The organism is Dietzia sp. IBK-p2-16D (assembly GCF_057773085.1).
In genome coordinates, this window is record NZ_JBYMTL010000003.1 from 124,736 (window position 1) to 149,665 (window position 24,930).

Annotated in this window: 19 protein-coding genes and 1 tRNA gene; 9 read left to right on the top strand and 11 right to left on the bottom strand. The window is 72.3% G+C overall.

Features of this window, described 5'->3' with window-relative positions; translation table 11 throughout:
* Positions 1-330: 330 nt before the first annotated feature.
* The 3 genes from AC3DE3_RS08570 to AC3DE3_RS08580 all read right to left on the bottom strand — a co-directional run bounded on the left by AC3DE3_RS08570 (position 331) and on the right by AC3DE3_RS08580 (position 11,279).
* Positions 331-894, bottom strand: coding sequence for a holo-ACP synthase (locus tag AC3DE3_RS08570; protein ID WP_488369700.1), 564 nt, complete (start codon positions 892-894; stop codon positions 331-333).
* Positions 891-10,379: a fatty acid synthase subunit beta domain-containing protein gene (locus tag AC3DE3_RS08575; protein ID WP_488369701.1), complete on the bottom strand. Its 9,489-nt coding sequence runs from the start codon at positions 10,377-10,379 to the stop codon at positions 891-893. The genes AC3DE3_RS08570 and AC3DE3_RS08575 overlap by 4 nt, the downstream gene beginning before the upstream one ends.
* A 327-nt stretch (positions 10,380-10,706) precedes the next feature.
* A complete protein-coding gene (locus AC3DE3_RS08580) occupies positions 10,707-11,279 on the bottom strand; it encodes a hypothetical protein (protein ID WP_488369702.1) in 573 nt (190 codons plus the stop codon).
* Positions 11,280-11,411: 132 nt separating this feature from the next.
* Between AC3DE3_RS08580 and AC3DE3_RS08585 the strand changes: the two genes are divergently transcribed.
* From AC3DE3_RS08585 to AC3DE3_RS08600, 4 genes are all read left to right on the top strand, one after another.
* The gene (locus tag AC3DE3_RS08585) at positions 11,412-13,046 is read left to right on the top strand and encodes a sodium-dependent transporter (protein WP_488369703.1); all 1,635 of its coding nucleotides are present in this window, start codon (positions 11,412-11,414) and stop codon (positions 13,044-13,046) included.
* 3 nt (positions 13,047-13,049) lie between these two features.
* Entirely contained in the window at positions 13,050-13,190 is a 141-nt protein-coding gene (locus tag AC3DE3_RS08590; protein WP_488369704.1) for a methionine/alanine import family NSS transporter small subunit, read from the top strand.
* A gap of 89 nt (positions 13,191-13,279) precedes the next feature.
* A complete protein-coding gene (locus tag AC3DE3_RS08595; RefSeq protein ID WP_488369705.1) occupies positions 13,280-14,155 on the top strand; it encodes a maleylpyruvate isomerase family mycothiol-dependent enzyme in 876 nt (291 codons plus the stop codon).
* A 13-nt stretch (positions 14,156-14,168) separates the two neighbouring features.
* A complete protein-coding gene (locus AC3DE3_RS08600; RefSeq protein WP_488369706.1) occupies positions 14,169-14,705 on the top strand; it encodes a gluconokinase in 537 nt (178 codons plus the stop codon).
* Here AC3DE3_RS08600 and AC3DE3_RS08605 read toward each other — a convergent pair.
* A tRNA-Leu gene (locus AC3DE3_RS08605) sits at positions 14,684-14,768 on the bottom strand. The genes AC3DE3_RS08600 and AC3DE3_RS08605 overlap by 22 nt on opposite strands.
* Before the next feature lie 59 nt (positions 14,769-14,827).
* Here AC3DE3_RS08605 and AC3DE3_RS08610 point away from each other — a divergent pair.
* The 5 genes from AC3DE3_RS08610 (at position 14,828) to AC3DE3_RS08630 (ending at position 19,776) form a co-directional block, all read left to right on the top strand.
* Entirely contained in the window at positions 14,828-15,388 is a 561-nt protein-coding gene (locus AC3DE3_RS08610; RefSeq protein WP_488369707.1) for a hypothetical protein, read from the top strand.
* Positions 15,385-15,759, top strand: coding sequence for a DUF3817 domain-containing protein (locus AC3DE3_RS08615; RefSeq protein WP_260486860.1), 375 nt, complete (start codon positions 15,385-15,387; stop codon positions 15,757-15,759). Before AC3DE3_RS08610 ends, AC3DE3_RS08615 begins: the two co-directional genes overlap by 4 nt.
* A gap of 68 nt (positions 15,760-15,827) precedes the next feature.
* On the top strand, positions 15,828-17,240 hold the full coding sequence (locus AC3DE3_RS08620; RefSeq protein ID WP_488369708.1) for an SLC13 family permease: 1,413 nt from the start codon (positions 15,828-15,830) through the stop codon (positions 17,238-17,240).
* Positions 17,237-19,258 (top strand): sensor histidine kinase, encoded by a 2,022-nt coding sequence (locus tag AC3DE3_RS08625; protein WP_488369709.1) that lies wholly within the window; start codon positions 17,237-17,239, stop codon positions 19,256-19,258. The genes AC3DE3_RS08620 and AC3DE3_RS08625 overlap by 4 nt, the downstream gene beginning before the upstream one ends.
* A complete protein-coding gene (locus tag AC3DE3_RS08630; RefSeq protein WP_488369710.1) occupies positions 19,255-19,776 on the top strand; it encodes a response regulator in 522 nt (173 codons plus the stop codon). Before AC3DE3_RS08625 ends, AC3DE3_RS08630 begins: the two co-directional genes overlap by 4 nt.
* Before the next feature lie 30 nt (positions 19,777-19,806).
* Here the strand turns inward: AC3DE3_RS08630 and AC3DE3_RS08635 are convergent, their stop codons facing one another.
* The 7 genes from AC3DE3_RS08635 to clpS form a co-directional block, all read right to left on the bottom strand.
* On the bottom strand, positions 19,807-20,424 hold the full coding sequence (locus AC3DE3_RS08635) for a non-canonical purine NTP pyrophosphatase (RefSeq protein WP_488369711.1): 618 nt from the start codon (positions 20,422-20,424) through the stop codon (positions 19,807-19,809).
* A 2-nt stretch (positions 20,425-20,426) separates the two neighbouring features.
* Positions 20,427-21,212 carry a ribonuclease PH gene (gene rph, locus AC3DE3_RS08640; RefSeq protein ID WP_260486862.1) on the bottom strand — a complete coding sequence of 262 codons (786 nt, stop codon included), beginning with the start codon at positions 21,210-21,212 and terminating at the stop codon, positions 20,427-20,429.
* A gap of 265 nt (positions 21,213-21,477) precedes the next feature.
* Positions 21,478-22,257, bottom strand: a complete 780-nt coding sequence (locus AC3DE3_RS08645) for an MBL fold metallo-hydrolase (protein ID WP_154830506.1) — start codon at positions 22,255-22,257, stop codon at positions 21,478-21,480.
* A 73-nt stretch (positions 22,258-22,330) separates the two neighbouring features.
* Complete coding sequence (gene murI / locus AC3DE3_RS08650; protein WP_488369712.1) at positions 22,331-23,146, bottom strand: glutamate racemase; 816 nt, start codon at positions 23,144-23,146, stop codon at positions 22,331-22,333.
* Positions 23,143-23,826 carry a rhomboid family intramembrane serine protease gene (locus AC3DE3_RS08655; protein WP_488369713.1) on the bottom strand — a complete coding sequence of 228 codons (684 nt, stop codon included), beginning with the start codon at positions 23,824-23,826 and terminating at the stop codon, positions 23,143-23,145. Before AC3DE3_RS08655 ends, murI begins: the two co-directional genes overlap by 4 nt.
* A gap of 85 nt (positions 23,827-23,911) precedes the next feature.
* Entirely contained in the window at positions 23,912-24,529 is a 618-nt protein-coding gene (locus AC3DE3_RS08660; protein WP_488369714.1) for a DUF2017 domain-containing protein, read from the bottom strand.
* A 4-nt stretch (positions 24,530-24,533) separates the two neighbouring features.
* On the bottom strand, positions 24,534-24,878 hold the full coding sequence (gene clpS, locus AC3DE3_RS08665) for an ATP-dependent Clp protease adapter ClpS (RefSeq protein WP_488369715.1): 345 nt from the start codon (positions 24,876-24,878) through the stop codon (positions 24,534-24,536).
* Positions 24,879-24,930: the final 52 nt, after the last annotated feature.

Genomic DNA, 24,930 nt, shown 5'->3' on the forward strand with positions numbered 1-24,930 from the left:
GTCTCGCACCCGGTAGATCGGGCGTGCGGAGGAATCCGGTCCGTCTGGGCCACCGGAACGAGGCACCCCTCAGAGTTCGATCCGCGCTCCGGCCCCCGCGGGCGTATGAGATCCCGAGGGGCGGATCGGGTCACGGGCCCTCTGAGCGACGCTTCCCGCGGGCGTATGAGATTCCGAAGGGCGGATCGGGCGGCAGGGCCGCAGGGCGGCGGGTCGGTGACCGAGCGCAGGCAGTGCGCCGGTGGTGGGCCCAGCGGTGGCTGGGCCCAGCGGTGGCCAGGCGCGGACGGGCGGCTGGGCGACTGGGCGACTGGGCGGCTGGCGACCGCGCTACAGCCCGCCCGGGCCCTCGAGCACCACGAACGCGATCGCCGATCCGCCATCGTGGCTGAGCGAGACGTTCCAGCGCGCGCCCTCGCCGACGGTCGCGGCCACCTGCCGGGCCACCTCTCCCCCGAGTCGCACCGAAGGCCGACCCCAGTTGTCGCACACGGTCTCGATCTCCGACCACCGCAGCAGGTCCGGCGGGATGGGCGGAGGTGCACCGTACAGCGCGGCCGACCATGCCTTGACCACGGCTTCCTTCGCCGCCCAGCGGGCAGCGAGGTGACGCGCCATCGGGTCCTCCCGGCGGGCGGGCGCCGGCCCCGAGCTCCCAGGTCCCGAGGTCCCAAGCCCCGAGGTCCCAGGCGCCGAGGTCCCCGACGCACCTGATGACGACGACACCGCGGCCTCGCCCTGCACTGCGCCCCGGGCCTCGGCGCGTTCGCGACACTGCCTCCGCTCGAGGGGGGAGAACGCCCGGGTGAGCCGCGTCCCCGGCTCTGCCAGAGACGCGGCGAAGGCGCCGAGGTCGACGATGTCGACCCCGACGCCTCTCACCCCTGTCGTCACTTCGCGATGATCTCCGCGGTCCGGGCGTCAGCGCTCACGTGGTCCGGGTACCCGGCAGCCGCGAGGATGCCGTCTGCGTCGAGTCGCGCGGCCGGGTCGAGCAGGACCGCGGCCTCGCGCTCCTTGACCTCGTCGGCCGAGCCCTCGCCCAGTCGACGCGCCTCGGGACGGGCGTAGAGCGCCTCGCCACCGTAGATGGCGTCGGTCAGGCGACGGGCGCCCGCACGCTCGCGCTGCAGTCCGGCTTCGCGGATGCGCTCGGCCTCGTCGTCGCCGTACTCCGCGGCGACCGCCCGGTGGAAGGCCTCCGGGTGGGCGACGGCGATGAGGCCCGAGACGTGTCCGAAGCCCAGCGAGGTGAGCAGACCGGCCTTGAGCGGCAGGTCACCGCCCAGCTGCAGGGTCTCCCGCAGCCACACCAGGTGCCGGTGCCGGTCGAGCACGTCGTCGACACAGTCCAGCGCCCGGTTCGGCGGCAGGGTGCCCGACCGCAGCATCTGGGTCAGCCCGATGAGTTGGAACGCCGCGGCGCCACCCTTGGCGTGCCCGGTGAGCGACTTCTGCGACACCACGAACAGCGGGTTGCCCTCCGACCGACCGATCGCGGCGGCGAGCCGCTCGTGCAGGTCGGACTCGTTGGGGTCGTTGGCCTTGGTCGAGGTGTCGTGCTTGCTCACCACGGCCACGTCGTCGGCGGTCAGGCCGAGCTGCGCCAGCCCGCGGGCCAGCGGCGAGCGCCGCCCGCCGCGACCGGCACCCAGCGCACCCAGGCCGGGGGCCGGGATGGAGGTGTGCGCGCCGTCCGCGTACGACCCGGCCCAGGCCACGACACCGGTGACCGGCAGGCCCATGCGGGCCGCGACGTCGCCGCGCGCCAGCAGGATCGTGCCGCCGCCCTGCGACTCGACGAACCCGCCGCGCCGCCGGTCGTTGGCCCGGCTGTAGTGCCGCTCGTCGATCCCCTTGGCCGCCATGGCCGCGGAGTCAGCGGTGGCCGACATGTCGGCGAAGCCCTGGATGCCCTCGGTGGACAGGTCGTCGAACCCGCCGGCCACCACGAACTCGGCCTTGCCGGCGCGGATCTTGTCGAAGCCCTCCTCGACGCTCACCGCGGTGGTGGCACAGGCCGCCACCGGGTGGACCATCGAGCCGTAGCCGCCGACGTAGGACTGCATGACGTGCGCGGCCACGACGTTCGGCAGCGCCTCCTGCAGCGTGTCGTTGGCGCGGCTGCGGCCGAGGATGCCGTCGATGTACAGCGAGCGCATGCTCGTCATGCCGCCCATGCCGGTGCCCTGGGTGTTGGCGACATCGGCGGGGTGGACGTGGGCCAGCAGCTCCGCCGGGGTGAAGCCCGAGGAGATGAAGGCGTCCACGGTGGCCACGAGGTTCCACGCCGCCACCCGGTCGATACCGGAGACCATGTCGGCGGGGATGCCCCACGCCGTGGGATCGAAACCGGTGGGGATCTGCCCACCGACCACGCGGGTGAGGGTCGCGCGGCGCGGCACCCGGATCTCGGTGCCGGCCTTGCGGGTGACCGTCCACTCGCCGTCCTCGCTGCGGGTGACGACGGTGTTCTCCGGGTCATCGGACTGGTAGGCGCGGGCCTGCGCCTCGTCGTCCACCACGAAGGACAGGTCCTCCGGCAGGAACACCGAGGTGAGCTGCGGGGAGGTGCCCGCGAACATCTCCGCGCGCGAATCGTCGGCGTAGGTGCGCACGCCCACCCGGGCGAGGACCTCGTCGTGGAAGCGCTCGGCGATGTCGGCCTCGTCGATCGGGTCACCGGACTCGGTGACGGTCCAGCCGGCGCGCGGCGAGTCCTCCCAGGTGATGAGCCCGGTCGACCAGGCCAGCTCGACCACGCCGGCGGCGGTGAGGTCGCCGGTGGTCTCCACCTCGAAGCGGGTGCGGGCGCTGCCGTAGGGGCCGACCTCGCCGGCGCCCACCATCACGACCATGTCCTCGAGCTGCTGGGTGACCTCGCCCCACTCGGGGCGCTCGTCGGCGATGACCGTCGGCAGCGAGGGCAGCGCGGCGATCGTGCCCGCGGCGTCCTCTGTCGAGGTCTCGGTGGTGGCGGCCGGGCGGTCCGCCGCGAGGGCGGACATGTCCAGGTCGGCCGTGCCGAGTCCGCCGGTGAGGTCGACGGTGACGGGGGCGTCACCGGCCGCGGAGCGGAAGTCCGGGGTGCACCAGCGCATCAGCTCGGCGGCCATCTCGGCCGTCGACCAGGTGGACACGCCCGCGGCCTCGACGGCCTCGACGAGCGGGTCGTTGTGGCCCATGAGCCCGGTGCCGCGGACCCAGCCGATGATCGCGTGGACGAACGTCACGCGCTCGGACCAGGACTTCTCCGAGCCCCACTTGGCGATCATCGCGTCGAGCGCGGCCTTCGCCTCGCCGTAGGCGCCGTCGCCGCCGAACATGCCCCGGTTGGGCGAGCCCGGCAGGACCACGTGCAGGCGGGAGTCGACGTCGGTGTCGGCGCCGATCGCTCCGAGACCGGCGACAAGCTTCTCCACGCCCCACAGCAGGACGCGCATCTCGGTCTCGGCGCGGGGGCCGGCGTCGGCCATCGAGCCCTGGACGCGGGGGGCCGCGAACGGGAACAGCAGCGTCGGGGTGAGCGGCGCCTTGAGCACGGTGGTCTGGCCACCGGCCGACTCGGCGTGCTCGGTTCCGACCCACTCGACCAGCGCGTCGACGTCCGAGTAGGAGGTCAGGTTGGCCGGCAGGACCCACAGCGCCGCGCCACCGCGGGCGTTGGTGCGGTAGAGGTCCTTGAAGAAGGCCAGCTTGGACTGGTCCAGGTTGGAGGTGGTGGCCACCACGGTGGCCCCGCCCGCCAGGAGGCGTCCGGTGACGGCGGCGGCGATGGAGCCCTTGCCGGCACCGGTGACGACGGCGACGTCGTTCGCGTACTCGCCGACGAACTCCTCGACGGCGACCTCGGAGATCTCCCGGTAGGCCGTGGCCAGGGCGTCGCGGCGGGCATCGGTCGCCCGGGCCGCCCACCAGCGGGCCTGCTCGGCGACGATCTCACCCGCGCCGCGGAAGGCCTCCGCCACGTCGGCGGGGACGTCGGACCGGGTCCACAGGCGGGCCAGGTCCTCGCGGGCCGAGGCCCAGCGGTCGTCCATCAGCACGGCGCGGCCGGCGTCGAAGGCCGGGGCCACCACGCGGCGCCAGTCGGCGCCGAGCTCGGCGGCCACGAGATCGGCCAGCTCGGAGTCCGGGTCGGCCTCGGCGAGCAGATCGACGGTCTCGGGCTCGAGGTGTCCGAGGCGGGTGAGCACGCCGCGGGCGGCGCGGGCCAGGACACCGTCGGCGCCAGTGATCTCGTCGGCGAACTCGGTCAGCGCGGCGGAGTCGACGACTCCCCCGCCTCCGGCTCCGGACGACGGCATCGCCACGGCCACGCCGTGTGCGGCACCGACGGCCGACACGGCCGCGTCGATGAGCGAGTCCAGTCCGGCCACGTCCTTGACTCCCGAGGCATCGAGCGTGGCCAGGTCGCCACCGCGGATCGAGGCGCCGTCACGGGTGCCCAGCGCGATCTCGGCGATCACGTGCTGCGCCCAGCCGGAGCCGAGCTCCCACGGGCCGGTCACGCGCTCGGTGATGTAGGCGGCCCGCTTTCCGGTGCGGCCGAGGACCGCGCGCAGCCCTTCGCCGACCGCGTCGGACAGGACGGGGCCGAACGGGGCGTACCCGCGCGCCAGTCGTGAGACCTGGTCGGCCAGGGTCGGGAAGTCCGCCTCGGCGGCGCCGTCGATGGCGCCCAGGCTCAGCTCGGTACCCAGGTCCAGCAGCAGCTGGTTGCGGCGCGAGGACACGCCGTCGCACAGCGTCTCGATGGAGTCGCCGGACGCGATCTGCTCGGGACGGACCTTGGTGCGCAGCGCCACCAGCATGCGGGTGGCGGCGGGCGCGCCGAACTCGAGGTCGTCCGGGCGGGGTGCACCGGGGGCGGCGGTCGCGGCCGGAGCCGCGTCTGATCGGTCCGCACCGGCCGTGCCGGGGGTGTTGACGGCCGGTGCGGGGTCTGTGGGGGCCGCCTGGTCGGCGGCCGCGGTGTTGGTCGAACCAGTGGTGGTCGATCCGGTGGAGGCGGAGCCGTCGCCGGCGTCCAGCTCGTCGTCGTCGACCTCCACGCTGGGCGGCAGGGTGCCGTACAACGTCGCCGAGTCGCGCTCGACGTTGATCACCTGGGCCCGGGGGCCGCGGTGCGTGGGCAGGTCGAGGGTCTTGGAGGCGAGGTTCGCGACGGTCGGGGCGTTGGAGACACCGACCTCGATGAACTGCTCGATACCGAGTCCGCCACGCTCTACGGGCGTGAAGAACAGCTCCTGGGTCTCGATCCAGCGGACCGGGCTGGCGAACTGCCAAGCCAGCAACTCCACGAGCAGCAGGCGACCCAGTCGCGTGGGGGTGGCGGCCCACTCGTCCCAGTTCGCGAGGACCTCGGCCAGGGACTCGGCCGGCACGAGGTCGGCGATCTCCTGCACGAAGTCGCGCTCGAGACTGAACAGGCGCGGCACGAGGTTCGGCACGTACCGGCCGACGAGCACCGAGATGTCGATGTCGTGCGGGATCAGCGCGTCGAGGGTGGCCCGGAAGTCCGGGACCCCGCCACGCAGGACGGTGGAGTGGAACGGCACGTCGATGCCGGGCACCAGGATGAAGGCGTTCTTGCCACCCGACCGCTCGAGCTCGCGCTCGACGGCCTTCTCCAGTGCCTTGCATCCGGCGACGGTGCCGGCGAGCGCGTACTGCGAGCCCGCCAGGTTGTAGTTGACGATCTCGATGAACTCGCCGGACTCGCGGGCGACGCCGGCCACCCAGTCGGCGACCTCGTCGTCCGAGATCCCCATCTGGGACGGACGGATCGCGGCCATGCGGTAGTCCGAACGGCCGTGGGCGTCGCGTGGCACCAGCTGGTGCATGGTCGACCCGCGCTGGAAGACGATCTCCAGCAGCGGCTCGAGCGCGAGCACGCCGGAGATGGCGGCCAGGGCGTCGTACTCGCCAATCGAGTGACCGGCGAAGTACGCGTCCTCGATGAGCAGGCCGTCGGCCTCGAGCTCGGCGCGCTGCGCCACCGCCAGGCAGGCCATGGCGACCTGGGTGAACTGCGTCAGGTAGAGCACGCCGTCCGGATGCCGGTGGACCTCACCGCGGACGGTGACCTCGGTGGGGTTCTCGCGGACGAGCGCCAGGATCGAGAAGCCGAGCGCGGAGCGGGTGTGCTTGTCGGCGCGGTCCCAGATCTCGCGGGCCGCGGGGCAGCGGGTGCGGCCCTCCATGCCCATCCCCTTGGCCTGGATGCCCTGGCCGGGGAAGGCGTAGACGGTGCGCGGGGCCTCGGTCAGCGCGGTGGCGGCCATGACGGTGGCGCCGTCGACCGTGCACGTGACCTCGAGGACCTGGCCGCCGGCGTGGCGGCCGGTCTGCACGGCGCGGACCCTGATGTGGTCGCCCGGGCGGACCGGGGCGAGCATACGGGCGGTCCAGCCGGCGAGCCGGAGGGCGGGGGTCTTGCCGTCGGAGGCCTGCACCGCGTGCTGCGCGGCGGCCGAGAGCCACATGCCGTGGACGATCACTCCGCCCAGTCCGGCCAGCTCGGCCGCGGTGTCGGAGACGTGGATCGGGTTGTGGTCGCCGGAGACCAGCGCGAACGCGGTCATGTCGTGCGGTGCCGTGAGCGTGGTGGACACGCGCAGCTGGCGGGAGGTCTCGGCGGGCTCCGCGACGCCACCGGACGGGGTGACCAGGGCGCCGCCGGCGGGGCGGGGGTCGCCCACCTCGGCGCGACCGGTGCGGCCGCGGATCGCGAACCGCTCGGACAGGGTGCACAGCGGGGTGCGGGCGCCGTCGGAGTCCTCCGTGGCCACCTCGACCGACACCTCGACCACGCGGCCGAGGTCGGTGTCGCGGACACCGCCGGACCGGGCGACGACGACGAGGTCGGTCTCCTGCTGGGGCAGCGCCGCGTGCATGCGGACACCGTGGTCCAGGTGGACCAGATCGAGCAGCCCCTCGACGACCGTGCCGGTGCCGCGCGGGCGGCGCGTCTCGCCGAGCACGGCGAACACGGCCGGCCACGCGGCGCCCACGAGGGCGTCCGGGACGCCGGCGGACGGCACGAGCGAGGTGGGCAGGCTGCCCGCGGTGACGCCCGTGTGGTCGACGGCGAGGGTGGGCTCGAAGGTGAAGCGGGCCGTGGCGACGTTGCCGTCGACCTCGGGGAGGGCGTCGATCGTGGCACCCCCCGCACCGCCGCGGCCGACGCCGGCGGCGGTGGCGAGCAGGGTACGCATGGCCGCCTCGGCGGCGGCGTCTGTGACGACCGGCGCGGCGCCGGTGGCCACGGCGTCGCCGAGGGTGATGGTGATGGTGATGGTCATCTCGGTCGGGCCGACGGGCAGCGTCAGGTCGACGGTCCGGCCGTCGGCGGCCGGGGTGAGCACGGCGCCGGAGACCGGGTGGCGCCCGACGCCGTCGGCGTCGATCTCCCAGGCGTGGAGCACACCGAGGCGGTGGACGGGGCTGATGACGAGACGACCGGCCCAGGTGACGTCGGGGCTGTTGAGCACGTCGGCGACGGGCCCGCTGGCGGTGGTGACGATCCCGCGGCGGCGGCTGCTCACGGCCTCGGTGGAGGGCAGGTAGCCGGACACCCGGTCGGCGGTCGCGGCCTCGAAGCGGTCGAGGAGGTCGCCCACCGGCTCGTCGACGCGGGTGATGCCCGCGACGGCGGTCGTGCCGGGGATGATGCACACGGCGTCGGCGTCGTAGCGCGGGTCGTGGGCCTGCCACAGCGAGTCCGAGCGCCACCAGCGGCGCACGTCACCGTCGATGACGGGCACGAACGGCACGGGCTTGCCGGGCATGCGGCAGATGTCGAGGAACTCGGCGGCGTCGGCGGGGTGCAGCACGGCGTCGGCGAGCCCGGGGTACCGGGCGGCGAGGGTGGCGATCACCTCGGCCGGGCGCTCCATGGCCTCCTCGCGCGGGAACGCCGAGACGATCCGGCCGGTGTCGACGGCATCGAGGCGGGCCTCGGTGCGCTGCACCATGCGGTGGAAGCGCTCGCGGATGGTGGGGTCGAGCCACACCGAGCGGGTGCAGTCGGCCACGTCGCCACCGAAGTCGGCGCCCAGGTCGAAGTCGCCCGAGATGTGGGTGACCGACCCGTCGACGGACGCACCGGAGGCGAGCGAGAGCTCGACGAAACGGCGCAACCACTGCTCGTAGGTCATGGAGTCGAGGTCGCCGAAGTAGGGCTTCGCGGTGCCGTTGATCGCCGCGATGATCTCGTCGCGTCGGGCGGCCACGGCCTCGGCGTCACCGGCGACCTCGTCGAGGAGGCGCCCGGTGCGCGCGGCGGTGTTGTCGATCTCGTGGATGTCCGCGCCGAGCTGGCTGCGGCCGGATGCCATGCCGCCGTCGGCCTGGCCGGCACCGACCCAGGCGTCGACGCCCACGGTGTCGACGAGCATCTGCTTGACCTGGGGGCTGGTGGTGGCCTCGAGGGTGGCCATCGCGGCGGTGCCGACGAGGATGCCGTCGACGGGCATGGCCGGGTAGCCGTGGGCGTTGGCCCAGGAGCCGGTGAGATAGTCGGCCGCACGCTCGGGCGTGCCGATGCCGCCGCCGACGCACAGGACGACGTTGGGCCGGTCACGGAGCATGGCGTAGGTGGCCAGTAGGAGGGCGTCGAGGTCCTCCCACGAGTGGTGGCCGCCGGCGCGGCCGCCCTCGACCTGGACGATCACCGGCATGTGCGGGACCTCGGCGGCGATGCGCACGACCTGGCGGATCTGGGCGACGGTGCCGGGCTTGAAGCTCACGTGCCGCAGGCCGGCCTCGGTCAGCTCCTCGATGAGGGCCACCGACTCGTCGAGTTCGGGGATGCCGGCGGTGACGATCACGCCGTCGAACGGCACGCCGGCGGCGCGGGCGCGCTGCACGAGACGCTTGCCGCCGACCTGCAGCTTCCACAGGTACGGGTCGAGGAACAGTGAGTTGAACTGGGCGCTGCGGCCGGGCTCCAGGAGCTCGGCCAGGCGCTGGGTGTTCTCGGCGAAGATCGCCTCGGTGACCTGCCCGCCGCCGGCGAGCTCGGCCCAGTGGCCGGCGTTGGCCGCGGCGGCGACGATCGCGGGATCGACCGTGGTCGGCGTCATGCCGGCCAGGAGGATCGGCGAGCAGCCGGTGAGGCGGGTGAAGGAGGTCTCGACGTGGACGCTGCCGTCGGGCAGGGTGACCAGCTGCGGCTGGAACGCGGTCCACGGCCGCTCGATCGGCGGGGTCGCACCCGGGGTGAACAGGTTGCGCAGTCCGCCGCGGGTGGCGGCGGCGACCACACCGACGCCCTGGCCGCGGATGACCGACCGGTTGAGGCGGGTCAGCGCCTCGCCGGGGCCCATGTCGAGGACCCACTGCGCACCTGCGTGCAGGGTCTCGGCCATCTCCTCGACCCAGTCGACCGGCTCGGCGAAGACCTGGCGGGCGAGGTGGGCGGCGCGATCGGCGTCCAGGCCACAGCGCTCCGCCCAGCGGGAGACGACGTCGATGGCCGGGGCCATCGCCGGGTGGTGGAACCCGACCTCCACCTCGAGCGGGTCGAAGACGGGGGCGAAGATCTCGCCACCGGTGAGCTTGGCCTCGCGCCGACGACGCGATTCGGCCTCGAGGTCGGCGCAGTGGCGACGCAGCTCCTCGAGATCGTCGGGTCGGCCGACCACGACGTGGCGACGCTGCGCGTTGCGGATGGAGACGACGGGACGGATCGAGGCGTCGACGCCGGCGAACAGCTCGTCGACCAGCGTGCGCAGGTCCTCGCCGTCGATCCCCGAGACGCCCACCATGGGGCTCGCCTCACCGCGGCGGAACAGGCCGACGCGCCGCCCGATCAGGGTTGCGGCGGCACCGATGAGCTCGGCGACGGCCAGCAGCCGGTCGTCGATGGACCCGAAGGTCTCCACCGACTCGACGGCGAGGATGCCCTGGGAGTGGCCGACCACGGCCGCAGGGGCCGTGTCGTTGACGTCGAATCCCTCGGCGGCGAGGGCGCGCAGGGCGCCCATCTGGGTGAGCAGCACCGCGGGCAGCGACACGGCCGCGGCGGAGAGCGAGGCGTCGTCGGGCAGGTCCGCGCCGTCCTCGTCCTCGCCGGTGGTGGTGTTGGCCCATTCGATAGGCCGGAAGCCGTGCGTGCGGACCACGGCGATCTCATCGTGGACGGGCTCGGTCAACGCGACGGAGGCGTCCACGAGGTCCTGGAGCTCCGGGCCGATGCCGGTGCCGTCGATGAGGTCGCTCAGCGCGTCCCGCCAGGCGATCCCCTGTCCACCGAAGGCGAGAGCGTAGGCCGTCCCCTCACGGAGCTCGTCCGCGAGGGCGCGGGCGCCGCGGCGGGCGGCGAAACCGGTCTCGAGCGGACGGGGGGTGAGGTCGCGGTCGTCGATCGTCACGTGTGGAACTCCTTGGGCACTGCGTCAGGGGCATCGCGTCAACCGGCCAGCGGTCTCGGCGCAGGCCACAGATTGCCACACGAACTTGAGGGGTTCCTCAGATTGACGGGGTACACCCGACCGAAACGGGGGGCTCGGCCACCCTGCCCCGAGTGATCCACCCCACAGGAGGACATGACGCGAGCCTCATATCTACAGGTGAGGACACCCTCAGGTTTTAGAAATCGTCCGTTATCGAATCGTTACGCTGCTCTCAGGGCTCTCCGGCCCCGTCGCGGCGTGTCGCGGGCACCCCGAGCGGCGGGTAGCGGGCCGGGCCCGATCGCGTCAGGCGCCGCAGCGCAGGGCCGCCATCGCCGCGGCGTCCAACCCCTCGGCGGGGCAGAGATCGACCGACAGCCGGCGCGGACCCGACGACCACTCGACATGCGCGGTGCGGACCTCCTGCCCGACCCCGATCGTCACCAGGCCGCCCGTCGCGGGAAGCTCGTCCGGGGCCAGCGCACCTGCGCCCACGGTCTCCACCGCCACCACCTCGGCGACCGTAGCCTCGCCCGGCGCGGGGATGAGCCGCAGGTGGACCCGGTTCCCGTCGAACGCACCGATCCATACGGCGAAGGTGCCGGTACCGTCCGGCCGCAGGTCGAGGGTGTAACCGTGCGCGAACCACGACCCGGTCTCCCGCACGACGTCCGCGGGCGAGAGGACCGCCGGAGCCATCGCGGGCCCAGACTGGAGCGCCACCGGGCGGATGTGCGTCACCGAGGCGGGGACCTCGCCGACGCCGGGCCCGGGATCGGTGGCCGAGGCAACGATTGCCGTCGCGCCGACGGTGATCGTCGCCAGTGCGGCGGCGAGCAGCGATCGATTCGCCGTCCGGCCTCCTATTTCACGCCTCATGGGTTTACCCTAATCCCACCAGCAACGTGATGGTGATACCCGGCTTGCGTCGAAATGATCACCAAACGGCAACCGTCCGACTAGAAGTTGGGTCAACACCACGGCGCGCCGTGCCCCGACTAGGAGGAATTCATGTCCACACCCGCCGTCAAGGGCGGTACGAAGACACGCGAGTCGTTCTCGGGTCGTTCGGTCTTCGTGTTCGCCGCCATAGGCTCCGCCGTCGGGCTGGGCAACATCTGGCGCTTCCCCTTTGTCGCTTACGACAACGGAGGCGGCGCCTTCCTCATCCCCTATCTCGTCGCGCTCCTCACCGCCGGCATCCCGCTCCTGTTCTTCGACTACGCGATCGGCCACCGGTTCCGCGGATCCGCTCCCCTGAGCTTCCGCCGGATGAACCGGTTCGCCGAGCCCATCGGCTGGATCCAGGTCCTGGTCTCCTTCGTCATCGCCGTCTACTACGCGGTGATCCTCGCCTGGGCCGCGAGCTACGCGTGGTTCTCCGTCGACGAACGGTGGGGCGAGACCTACGAGGAGACCGCGACGTTCTTCACCGAGGACTTCCTGCGGGTCGGCTCCGGGTTCGGGCTCGACTTCGTTCCCATGATCACCGTCATCCTGGTGGTCGTGTGGGTCGTCACCCTCGGCATCCTCATCGCCGGCGTACAGAAGGGCATCGGCGGTACCGCCCTGCTCTTCATCCCCCTGCTCGTGGTCCTGTTCCTGGCCCTGGTCATCCGGTCCCTGTTCCTCGACGGCGCGATGGACGGCCTCAACACCTTCTTCACGCCCAACTGGGGTGTGTTGACCGATCCCGGGGTCTGGATCGCGGCCTACGGCCAGATCTTCTTCTCCCTCTCGGTCGGCTTCGGCATCATGCTGACCTACTCCTCCTACCTCAAGCGCAAGTCCAACCTGACAAGCTCCGGGCTGGTGGTGGGCTTCTCCAACTCCGCATTCGAGGTCCTCGCCGGGATCGGCGTCTTCGCCACCCTCGGGTTCCTCGTCTCCTCTGCCGCCGGGGCCGGGTGGGACGACGTCGGCGGCGGCCCGGGCCTGGCGTTCATCGCCTTCCCCGCCCTCGTCTCGCAAATGCCCGGAGGGCCCATCTGGGGCGTCGTGTTCTTCACCTGCCTCATCCTGGCCGGACTGACGTCGATGATCTCCATCGTCGAGGTGGTCATCTCCTCTTTCCAGGACAAGGTCGGCGTCTCCCGCATCACCGCCGCGCTGGGCGTCGGAATCCCCATGGCCGCCGTGTCGATCCTGCTCATGCCCACCGAGACGGGTCTGCAGAACCTCGACATCCTCGACAAGTTCGCCAACAGCATCGGCATCGTCGGCATCGCCCTGATCGCGCTCATCGTCGTGATGTTCGCGATGCGCCTGGGCCCGACCCTGCGCGACCACCTCAACTCGGTCTCGTCGTTCAAGGTCGGCACCATCTGGATCGTGTGCATGGCGGTCATCACCCCGCTCGTCCTGGCCTACGCGCTGTTCGGTGAGGTCCGCGCCCTCATCTCGGAACCGTACGAGGGATACGACGCCGCAGTGCTGGGCGTGTGGGGCTGGGGCATGATCGCCGCGATCCTGGTCCTGTCGGTGATCCTGTCGCTGCTGCCCTGGCGCGGTGCCCGTCACCTTGACGGCCCCCCGGCCACGGACGACGATCCGAGCGACCTCTTCTACGAGGACGAGCTCACCCGCGGTTCCGACACGGGCCCCTCGGTCCGTTCCACCACCGACAACACCCGCCAGGAGGGCTGAGACGTGGATACTCCAGCGATCATCATGATGGTGCTGTTCCTTCTCGTGATCTGGGGAGGGCTCGCCGTGAGCATCGGGCACTTCGTCAGGAACCCGGACGACGTCCGCGAGACGGGTGTGAGACACCCACCGCGCGAACTCTGACGGCCCCGCGCCCCCGCTGCCGACCCCGGTCCTCTACCGAGGATCCGGGGTCGGCGCCGTTCCGGACACCACGGCAGTAGCGTGTGGCCATGGACACCGACAACCCCGCCACCGCGACCGACTCCCCCGCAGCCGACCCCGCCGGACAGGCTCCCGAGGAGATCCGTCACCTCATCCAGCAGTGGAATCGTCTCGACGAGCTGCTCGCCGGGCTGAAGAGGGGCGACTGGACCGCGCCGACCGCTCTCCCGGGGTGGACGGTCCGCGACGTGGTGGCGCACGTGGCGGGCACCGAACACATGCTCGCCGGTGAGTCAGTCCCCGACGTCGAGCTGCCCGCGTCGACGAGCGGGTACGTCCGCAATCCCATCGGGGAACTCAACGAGAAGTTCGTGCAGGAGGCCCGGCCGCTGGCGATCGAGGACGCCTTCGAGGACTTCCGCGACGTCGTCGCCGAGCGTACGGAGCAGCTCTCCGAGATGACCGCCGCAGACCTCGAGGCCGACACCGACTCTCCCGTCGGCCGCGTACCGTACCGGCGCTTCATGGGAGTGCGGGTCTTCGACTGCTGGATCCACGAGGACGACATCCGGCAGGCCATCGGAATGCAGCACGGCCTCGGCGGCGACACGGGTCGGTTCGCGGTCGGGGAGATCCTGCGGGCCCTCCCCCGGATCGTCGGCAAGAAGGCCGGCGCGCCGGACGGCGCCCGCGTCCGGTTCCGCGTCACGGGCGACGGCGGGAACGATCTGCCACTGGCCACCGACGTCGTCGTGGACGGACGCGCGGCCCTCGTCGACGTCGACGACACGGTGCAGCCCACCGTCGAGCTGGTCTTCGACACCCCGACCTTCGTCCGCGCGACGACCGGCCGGATCACCGCCGAACCGGGCAGCGGTGTGGAGATCAGCGGCGACGAGACCCTGGGCCGCGCGATACTCGGGTCGTTGGCCTTCACCATCTGACCGGCGGTCTCCCTTGCCCTCACCGCACATCGTGGTCATGGGCGTCTCCGGTGCCGGGAAGACGACCGTCGCCCGTGCTATCGCCGAACGCGCGGGTTCGCCGTTCCTCGACGCCGACGATCTGCATCCGCCCACGAACCGTCGGAAACTGGGCGCCGGCGAACCACTCGGCGACGATGACCGCGCGCCCTGGCTGGCCGCGGTCCGCGACCGCATGCGGGATCGCGACCATCCGGCGGATCGCGGCTCCGGGCTCGTCGTCGCGTGTTCGGCGCTGCGCCGTACCTATCGGGATGTGCTGCGGGATGTCGGCCGTCCGGTGTTCTTCGTCGAACTCGGCGCCGATCCGGAGCTCATCGCGGCCCGCCTCGCCGCCCGCCGCGGGCATTTCGCCTCCCGCCGGATCCTGGCGTCCCAGCTGGACGACCTGGAACCGCTCGAGCCCGACGAGAACGGGATCGTCTGCCCGATCTCCCTGCCCGCCGCCGAGATCGCCGAGGAGTGCCTGGCTGCGCTCCGGAAACGCCGTGGTGCGCCCGGGGAGACTTGAACTCCCACGTCCGTAGACACTGGAACCTAAATCCAGCGCGTCTGCCAATTCCGCCACGGGCGCGTCACCCGGGGGTACCGGGCGAGATGAGTTTACCCGGTGGTCAGCGGTACCGTGGAGGCGTGTCCGACACCCTGGGTTCCCACGCGACCGGAAGTGCAGCCGCTTCCGTGGATCCGGCGCCGACCAAGGTCAGGCACCGCCCGGCGTGGATCGCGTTCGTGGTCCTGGGCGCGATCTTCTGCATGGGGATGGGTCTGTGGCAGCTCGCCCGCTACCAGGAGGCCAGCGGCACCGTCCAGAATCTCGGCTACACGTTCATGTGGCCGTTCCTCGCCGGCTTCCTCGTCTACGCCTACCTGAAGTACGTGCGGATGGAGGCCCGTGAGGACGACTGGGCCTCCGCGTCGGCGGGTGCCGCAAACGGACCGGGTTCCGACGACGAGGACGACGACGAGGTCGACCACCGCGCGGCCGACCTGCCGGCCGCCGGGAAGGACCGAACGGGCCGGGACCGCTTCGGTGTCATGACGGAGATCCCCGCAGACCTGCTCCCGACGCGTCGGCCCGCCCGCGACGAGGGGGCCCGGGACGAGGGCCTGGACGCCTACAACACCTATCTCGCCGAGCTCGCCCGGAAGGACCGGGCCGACGGTACCCACCAGGAGAAGCCTGCTTCATGACCGCCTCGACCACCACGCCGACCGACAACCGCAAGCCGGACCCGGGCGGGAAGATCGCGGGCGCCCTCAAGCGCTACCGCGTGCTCGCCTGGATCACCGGTGTATGGCTGCTGGTGCTCACGGTGGAGATGATCTACAAGTACCTCATCCTGGACAGCTCGTCGGACGCCCCGGAGTGGTTCACCTACATCGGCCAGGCGCACGGCGTGTTCTACATCCTGTACCTGTTCATGACGCTCGACCTGGCGATCAAGGCCCGCTGGCCCGCGGTTCGGACCCTGCTCACCGCTCTGGCGGGGACGATCCCGTTCCTGTCGTTCTGGTTCGAGCACAAGCGCACCCGCGACGTCCACGCCGAGTACGCGGTCTGATCCGCCCGTGAGCTGACGAGATGCCGACCCGCCGCGGCCGTGACCTGACATGACGGTGTTGATCTGACATGACAGTGCTCGCCGCGGCCAGGCGTCTCCCGGGAACGACGCTGCAGCGCGTCGGCCTGGTCCTCGCCGTCCTGGTGCCGGTCGCGGTGTTACTCGTCGACCTCCCGGGTCTCGAGCCGCCCGCCCAGCGCATGCTGGCGGTGTTCTCGGTGGCGGTGATCCTGTGGGTCACCGAGGCGATCCCCCTGGTGGCCACGGCTGTCCTGGTGATCTTCCTGCAGGTCCTGCTCATCTCCGACGAGGCGCTGGTCGGTTTCGGCGACACCGCGTTCGAGGCTCCCACGGCGGAGTCGATCTACGCGACGCTGGCGCACCCGGTCATCATCCTGTTCCTGGGCGGGTTCCTCCTGGCCGACGGCGCCGCCAAGTATCGGCTCGACCGCAATCTCACCGCGGTGATGCTGCGGCCGTTCCGCGGCAGCCTCCGGCTCACGGTGTTCGGGCTGATGGTCATCACCGCCGTGCTCTCGGCGTTCATGTCCAATACCGCCACCACCGCCACCATGCTCGCGGTCCTCATCCCCGTCCTGGCGGTCTCCCCCTCCCCCGCCGCCCGCGCCGGGTTGGCCCTGAGCATCCCCGTCGCCGCCACGGTGGGCGGCCTGCTCACCCCGGTCAGTTCGCCGCCCAACGCGATCGCGGTGGGCACGCTCGCGGACCAGGGCACCCTCATCACCTTCGTCGACTGGCTGCTGGCGACCGGCCCGCTGGTGCTGGTGCTGCTGGTCGTGGCGTGGGCCGTGTTGTCGGTGCGCTACCTCGATCGCGGTGTGGCCGTGGACCTCGACGTGCGGGTCGACCTCGACACGCGCCCCCGCGCCGTCCTGTTCTACGTGGTCGCCGGACTCACCGTGGTCTTGTGGCTCTCCGAGGCGGCGCACGGTATCCCAGCGGCGACGGTGGCGTTCCTGCCCGTCACCGTGCTGCTGGCCACCTCGGTGATGACGGGCGAGGACCTGCGACGCCTGCAGTGGCCGGTGCTGTGGCTGGTCGCCGGCGGGATCGCGCTGGGGAGCGGCGTCGCCGCCACCGGGCTCGACGAGTGGATGATCGGGCTTGTCGACTGGGCCACCCTGTCGGTCCTCGCGGTCACCCTTGGGCTGCTCACCCTGGCCCTGCTGCTGGGCACTCTCATCTCCAACTCGGCCACGGCCAACCTGCTCATCCCGCTGGTGCCGGGCCTGGCGGTGACCGTCGGCTCCGACTCCGTCGTCCTGGCCGTCTCCCTGGCCGTCGTCTGCGGTCTCGGAATGGCCCTGCCGGTCTCCACCCCTCCCAACGCGATCGCCTACGCCACCGGCGAGATCCGCACCAAGGACATGGCGGTGATCGGCATCGTCGTGGGCGTGGTCGGGCTGCTGCTGGTGGCCTTCGTCATGCCCGCCTGGTGGTCCCTGATAGGCCTGACATGACCACGGACGACACGGCCCCTCCCCCTCCGGGCGTCGATCACACGGGGTGGCCCCACCGTCCGATCCTGGTGGTGGGCCACGGCCCGGTCGCCGCCGCCGTGGCCCGTGAGATCGCCGCCTCGGCCCCGGCCCCGGACTCGGCCGGGGCCGGGGTGATCGTCCACCGCGCCGACGATCCCGCGTCCGCCTCCCGACTCGTCGCCGGACTCGTGGGCACTGCCGCCGGCCCGGAGGTGGTGATCGCGGTCGGGGACGAACACCATCCCGACGACGTGCTCGGGGCGGTGGTCTCCGCCTCCGGGCCGGAGGACCCGCCCCCGCGTCTGCTCGTGGTGACCGCCGGTGCCACGGTCACCGGGATCGAGCGGACGGTCGACGCGGGCCTGCTCGACGGTGTCGTCGCGGTGCCGTGGGCGCCCGGTGCGTTGGGGCCCCGCATCCTCGCCTGGTGGGCCAGGCTGGACGCCGGGCGCCGCCGGGACGAGGAGGGCGAGCCCGAACACGCCGCCCTGCGCCGCCCCCCTGCCGAGATGCCGGGCGTGCACCCGCGGGCGGCCGGGCTCATGCCGTCACTGCGTGGCTCGCGGCGAACCGCAGTCGCCGAACTGGTCGACGCGCTCGAGGAGGCCCTCGGCCCGCGCCCGCGGGTCGAACTCCCACCCGGTGTCGTCCTGTCCCGCCGCGATGCCCGCCTCGAGGGGCTCTACGTCCTGCTGCGCGGCGAGGTCGAGGTGCTCATCCCGGGCCGCCCCCATCCCGACGGGCAGAACCCCTACCGCGGCGGCCCGCTGATCGGCCTGCCCGGCTTCGTCGGCGACCGTACCGCCCTGCACACCACCCGCACCCTCACCGACTGCGAGCTCGTGCACCTGTCCGAGGAGCAGCTCGTCACCGCCCTGACCCGCAGCCCCCGCGTCGGGACCGCACTGGGCGTGGCCGCCGTCCACGGACTCGACGACCGCCTCCGCCACGCCGAATCGCAACGCCTCACCGAGACCGAACTCGCGGTCCGACTCCACGAGGAGCGCGAACGGCTCGCCGACGCACTGGACGCCCTGGCCGAGGCCCGCGTCGAGCTCATGAGCCAGGCCTCCGCCGCCGCGATCGGCCAGATGGCGGCCGGGCTGTTCCACGAGCTCAACAACCCGCTGGCCGCTCTCGAGGGTGCCCGCGACCACCTGCTGGCCGACCTCGAGACCCTCGTCGCCCGGGGCGGGGACGCCGAGCTGGTGACCAGGGCGCTCCGCCGCGCCAGGACCGCGAAGGCGCGCCCCACGGCCGAACTGCGCAGCGCGCGCAGGCGGGTCCGGGACGTGTTGCCCGATGCCGAGACCACCCGCAGGGTGGTTGCCGCCGGATTGGACGACGACGAGACGCTCCGGGCCCTCTCGTCGTCGTCACCCGGTACGCGCGAGGCCGTCGTCACGGCGGCGGCGATCGGCTCGGCGGCCCGCAACCTCGACCTCGCGGTGGATCACATCGCCGACCTCGTGTCCTCGCTGCGCTCGTCCATGCGCCCGCTCGACGCCGACTTCGTCCCCACCGACGTGGCCACCACCATCGACGACGCACTGCGCATCACCGCCCACCGTCTGCCCGGGGTGCGGGTGGTCCGCGACATCGCCGAGGACCTGCCGAACGTCACGGCCCACCCCGGCCAGCTGACCCAGGTGTGGATCAACCTGCTCACCAACGCCGCCGACGTCCTCACCGGCCCGCAGGCCCCGCCCGACCCCGAGGTCCGGATCGGTGCCGCGCCGTCCGCCGGCGGTGAGGTGATCGTCACCGTCACCGACAACGGCCCCGGCGTCCCCGACGGGATCCGCGACAAGATCTTCGAGCCCCGGTTCACGACCAAGTCCGGACGCATACGCTTCGGGCTGGGCCTGGGGCTGGGGATCAGCCACCGGATCGTGCTCGACCACGACGGCGTGATCGAGCTCGACTCCCGGCCGGGACGCACCGAGTTCCGGGTGACCCTGCCCGGCGCCGACCACAGCGAGGAGCCCCTGACGTGACGCACGCCCGATCCGGCCGAGCCGTCCCCGACCGGCGACTCGTCATCCTGGTCCTCGAGGACGAACCCGAGGTGCGCGAGGCGCTCGAGGCCGATCTCGCCCCGTTCGCCGATGTCGCCCGCGTGGAGCCCGCCGAGGACGTGCCCGACGCCCACGCCGTCCTGGACGAGGTCGCGGGCGACGGCGACGTGCTCGCACTGGTCCTGGCCGACCACCGGCTACCCGGGCGGTCCGGGACCGACTTCCTCGTCGAACTCATGGCGTCGGGCCGACACCCACATGTGCGGACCGTGCTGGTCACCGGCCAGGCTGACCACGCCGACACCATTCGCGCGGTCAACGAGGGCGGCCTGGACTACTACGTCGCCAAACCGTGGGACCCCGACGACCTGCGGGCCCTGGTGCGCCGCCAGCTCACCGAATACGTCCTGCGCTCGGGCACCGACCCGGTCCCACATCTGCGGGTACTCGAGACCGAGCGGGCTCTCGAGGCCGTGCGCGGGCGCAGCGAACTCTGACCGACGCGCGACGGCCAGCGGCGCGGAACGTCAGCCGCGCTCGGCGAGCACGCGCAGTGCCGGGACCAGTGCACGCAGGGCGCGGCCGCGGTGCGAGTCCGCGTCCTTCTCCTGCGGGCTGAGCTCGGCGGCCGCGCGGTCGGACCCCTCGGGCAGGAACAAGGGGTCGTACCCGAACCCGCCCTCCCCTCTCGGCTCCCGCAGCACGCGGCCCGGCCAGCGGCCCTCCTCGACGACCTCGCCGGGCAGGCCCGGACCGACCAGGGCGCACGCCGAGACGAACGCCGCTCCCCGGCGCTCGTCCGGGACGTCGGACAGCTGCGCGAGCAGGAGAGCGTTGTTGGCGGCGTCGTCGCCGTGGCGCCCCGACCAGCGCGCAGAGAGCACCCCGGGCATCCCGCCCAGCGCATCCACCGCAAGGCCGGAGTCGTCCGCCAGGCACGGCAGGCCTGTGGCCCGGGCGCCGGAGCGGGCCTTGACCAGTGCGTTGTCCGCAAAGGTGGCGCCGTCCTCGGGCTCCTCCGGGAAATCCGGCACCTCATCCAGCCCCACCGGCTCGATGCCGACGATCCCCGCCGATTCCAGCACCCGGCGCAGCTCGGCCAGCTTCTTGGCGTTGCGGCTCGCGACCAACAGACGGACGGTCACGACTACCGACCCCGGTTCCGCGCGGCCGGCGGCGAGGGCAACTCGCCCGGGTACGGCGCCGCGAGGGCCTCACGCTGCATCTCGAACAGTCGCTCGCAGCCGGCCTGCGCCGAGTCGAGCATCGCGTCCAGCACGTCACGGCCGAACGCCGCCCCCTCGGCGGTGCCCTGGACCTCGATGAGCTTGCCGCCGTCGGTGCACACCACGTTCATGTCCACCTCGGCCCGCGAGTCCTCCTCGTACGGCAGGTCGCACAGCACCCGGCCGTCGACCACGCCGACGCTCACCGCGGCGACGGCCCCGGTGAGCGGGTTACCGGTGACCGCGCCCTTGGACTGAAGCCACGTGACCGCGTCCGCCAGCGCCACGTACGCGCCGGTGATCGCCGCGGTCCGTGTCCCGCCGTCGGCCTGCAGCACGTCGCAGTCCAGGGCGATCGTGTTCTCCCCCAGCGCGGACAGGTCGATGCAGGCGCGCAGCGAGCGGCCCACCAACCGGCTGATCTCGTGGGTGCGTCCGCCCACTTTGCCGCGGACCGACTCCCGGCCCGAACGCTCGTGGGTCGCGGCCGGCAGCATCGCGTACTCCGCCGTCAGCCATCCCAGGCCCGAACCCTTGCGCCACCGCGGCACGCCCTCGGTGACGCTGGCCGTACACATGACGCGGGTCTGCCCGAAGGTGACGAGGACCGACCCCGCCGGGTGCGAGGTGAATCCCCGCGTGATGGTCACGTCCCGCAGGTCGGCGTCGCCGCGTCCGTCTGCTCTGCTGCTGTTCGATGAGGTCACGACCGCCGATCCTAGCCGCCGGACGCCGGCCCCGGAGGGGCAGGCGGCGTGGGTGGGGCCGGCGGACGCATCCTGCTGAGGTGCCGCCGGCACGACGCCGCCGCTCACGCTGCCGCTGCCGCCGCCGCTCACGCTGCCGGACTGACTTATGCGCTCTCTGTGGTCCATTCGCGCAGCTCAACCCCGGCGACTGCGTACATTCCCCCAGCACAGGCCAATTGAGGCCGGGGTCGGGGCGGGGCCATGCCGGTGGCCGGGGCGCCTTCTAGACGGTGATCCGCAGATCCGGCTCCGCCAGCAGGATCTCCCCGCCGAACTCGGCGGCCGCCTCCGCGCGGACCGCCTCGCGGTCCACCCACGGCGGGATGTGGGTCAGCACGAGACGACCCACGCCGGCGCGGTGAGCGGTCAGGCCCGCCTCCGCCCCCGACATGTGGATGCCGGGCGGGCGTCCCTCCTCGTGCGTCCAGGACGCCTCGCAGAGCAGGACGTCCGCGCCGACCGCCAGCTCGACCAGGGCGTCGCAATAGGCGGTGTCCCCGCTATACGCCAGGACCCGGCCGCTACGGGAGGTCAGGCGCATTCCGTACGACTCCGGAGGATGCTCCACCCGGTCGGCCCGCACGCTCAGGGCCACCTCGTCGTCGTCGCCCCTCATCTCCACCTCGGGCGCGACGTCCCACGTGGCCACGTCGAACGTGTCCGACAGGTCGTCGACCGTCCCCGGCTCCTCCGCCGACGCCACCCCGATCCGGTAGGCCGTCCCGGACGGCCCGACCAGCGGCACCCTGCCCGCGCCCTTCGCCCCGGGGCCGAAGCGCCGCAGCACCAACAGGCTCGGGACATCCAGGCAGTGGTCGGCGTGGAGATGGGACAGCAGGACCGTCGCGTCCTCGGGGGCCACGTGCCGCTGCAGCGCTCCGAGGACACCGGGACCCATGTCGATCACCACGGGGGCCAGACCGTCGACCTCCACCAGATACCCGGACGCCGGCGAGGTGGGCCCACCGATACTTCCCGAGCACCCGAGGACAGTCAGAAACATGGGCACCATCGTGCCACGCCGCACCGCGTGTCGTGGGGTTCGTGCCCCTGCGCGCGACGCGCGTCACCGCCCATCACGACGTTCCCGCCCGCCCGACGGACACCATGCCGGGTCCCAGGAACCGGGACGCCACCCGCCGGAAGGCGTCGGGATCGCCGGTGACGAGGTATTCGTGGGTCGCCGGGTCCGCCGGGTCGTGGGGCCGCAGCAGGTCCTCCGCGGTGAGGACGCGCAGCACGTCCTTGGCGGTCTCCTCCGCGCTCGAGACCAACGTGACGTGATCCCCCGCCGCCAGCTGCACCACCCCGGACAGCAACGGGTAATGGGTGCAGCCCAGCACCAGGGTGTCGACGTCGGCGTCGCGTATCGGGGCGAGGTACGCCTCCGCCAACCCGAGTACCTGACGGCCACTGGTGATGCCGCGCTCGACGAACTCCACGAACTTCGGGCACGCCACCGAGGTGAGCTCGATCCCGGCGGCCGCGGCCACCGCGTCGTCATACGCCCGGGACGCGACCGTCGCGCGCGTGGCGATGACCCCGATCCGGCCCGACCTGGTGGTGGCCACCGCGCGTCGGGCGGCGGGCTGGATGACCTCCACCACCGGCACCGGGTAGCGCTCGCGGGCGTCCCGGAGCATTGCCGCCGACGCGGTGTTACACGCGATCACCAACGCCTTCACCCCGCGGTCGACGAGCTGGTCCGCCACCGCCAGGGCATGGGCGCGGACCTGAGCCAACGGCTGCGGGCCGTACGGTCCGTTGGCGGTGTCACCGACGTAGACGACCGACTCGTCGGGCAGTTGGTCGACGATCGCCCGGGCCACCGTCAGGCCACCGGCGCCCGAGTCGAACACCCCGATGGGAGCCTGCGGGTCGCGGTGCGTCACCTCCTCGGCCCGGCGGACCACCGCGGCTGCGCGGCGGGTTGCGGCTGCGGCCTCCGGTCGCGCTTGAGCCCGTACGCCGACGCCACGCCACCGATCGCGCCACCGAGATGCCCCTGCCAGGACACGCCGTCCAGCATGGGCGACAGGCCCGCCAGCGCCTCGAGCCCGTAGTAGAAACCGATAATTAGGCCGATCACCAGGTGCAGGATGCGCCGGGAGAAGAAGCCCCGGACGATGACGTAGAAGATGTAGCCGAACACGATTCCGGAGGCCCCGATGTGGACGGTCCCGGCGCCGCCGAGGAGCCAGGACACCACCCCCGAGATCAGCCACGAGACGAGCGTGACGCTCACCAGCGGTCGGATCCCGGACAGCGCGATGATCGAGCCCAGGACGAGCAGCGCGATCGAGTTGCCGATCAGGTGCGCCCAGTCCCCGTGCAGCAACGGCTGGAACACGATGCCGAGCAGCCCGTCCGTCGCCAGCGGCTGGACTCCGTACCCGTCGAGGGTCTGCTGGGGTCCGACCGCCGCGATGAGCACCTGGTCCGCCGCCTCGACCACCCACATCAGGGCGACGAACGACCACAGCAGGACCAGAGCGGGCCACCGCCGCGGTCCCGGGGCGGCCGGCCGGGTCGAGTCGGCGCCCGGCCACGGGGAACGGGGGTCTCGGTTCACGGTGTTCTCCTCACTGCCCGTCGTCTCACTGCCCGTCGTCTCACTGCCCGTCGCCCCTCTGCCCCTTGTCCCACTGCCCGGTCCATCACCCGTCCAGAGCCGTGCAGAGGGAGTCCTGCATGAAGGTCAGCCAGTGGTACACATCCAGCTGGGCGGACCGGGGATCGTCGTCAGGAACGTATTCGGGGATGTCGGTGGCGGCGGTCCCGTCGGATGAGCCCGCCTCCAGCAGGACAGCGCCCAGTCCCAGTCGCACGTCGTTGAGGCAGCGCATCCAGGAGTTCGCCTGCTCGAGGGTCAGCGACACGGTCCCGCCCCGCGACGGCAACGAGCGCAGCACCACGCCCGCGCAGTCGAGCTTGGCGTCGATGATCGCCGGCTCGTGGATCATCCGCATGCCCGAGTTGTGCGCCCGCGCCACGGCTGCCCGGTCCGCGTCGGAGCCGTCCACCCGGTCGGCCTCCTCGGGGCGGTGGAAGTCCGGCAACAACCGCGCCAGCGGCGCCTCGGCGGGGACCTGCGAGTGACCGCTGCGCATCCCGGTGATCTCGGCCAGCTCGTCGCGGGGCGCGGAATCCCTGCGCTGCTCCAACATGTCCACCACGTTGGAGACCAGGGCGTGCAGAATCTGCACCTCGTGGTTCTCCATGACCGACTTGATGCGGGCCCCGCCCAGGGACGACTTGCGCTGCCAGGCCTTCACCGCCTCACGCCTCCCGCTGCATCGTGGCCCACAGTCCGGCCTCCTGCAGCTTGCGGACGTCGCTCTCCACCTTGTCGCGGCTACCGGACGACACCACGGCCCGACCGTCGTTATGGACCTTGAGCATCAGGTCATGCGCCTTCTCCCTGCTGTAGCCGAACACCCGCTGGAACACGTACGTCACGTAGCTCATCAGGTTGACCGGGTCGTCCCAGACCACGGTGAGCCAGGGGTTGTCCACCCCGCCGTCGAGGTCCGCGTCCGCGGACTCCACGGGCGCGGCCGACGGCATCGCCATCACCGGGGCGGTGCTCCGGACGGCCGCAAGCGGTGTCCTCACAGGGTGCATGGAACCCAGGATACGGATTCCGGCCGGGTCGGCCACGCCGTAGAGTCTGCCC